1 protein-coding gene is annotated in these 281 nt (G+C 64.8%); it reads left to right on the top strand.

Annotated features, from left to right (window positions below; translation table 11 throughout):
* On the top strand, positions 1–281 hold a 281-nt coding region (locus EN818_RS32285; RefSeq protein ID WP_189524029.1), incomplete at both ends, for an FAD-dependent oxidoreductase.

Raw genomic sequence — 281 nt, 5'->3', positions numbered from 1 at the left:
CACGATCGACTGGGCGTCGCTGGAGAGCCAGGCGGCGGACGAGGACCCGGTGCCGTTCTCGCTGATGACCGACCGCATCGCCAACCCGCAGATCCATTGCGGCATCACCCGCACCTCGACGGCGACGCATGAGCTGATTCGCCTCAATCTCGGCCGTTCGGCGATGTATTCCGGCTCGATCGAAGGTGTCGGCCCGCGCTACTGCCCTTCGATCGAGGACAAGATCGTGAAGTTCGGCGATCGCGAAGGCCACCAGATCTTCCTCGAGCCGGAAGGCCTCG

The organism is Mesorhizobium sp. M3A.F.Ca.ET.175.01.1.1, from assembly GCF_004791945.1.
Classification (GTDB): domain Bacteria; phylum Pseudomonadota; class Alphaproteobacteria; order Rhizobiales; family Rhizobiaceae; genus Mesorhizobium.
Note: the sequence above shows the minus strand (reverse complement) of the source record. Positions and strands in the feature narration are given on the sequence as shown.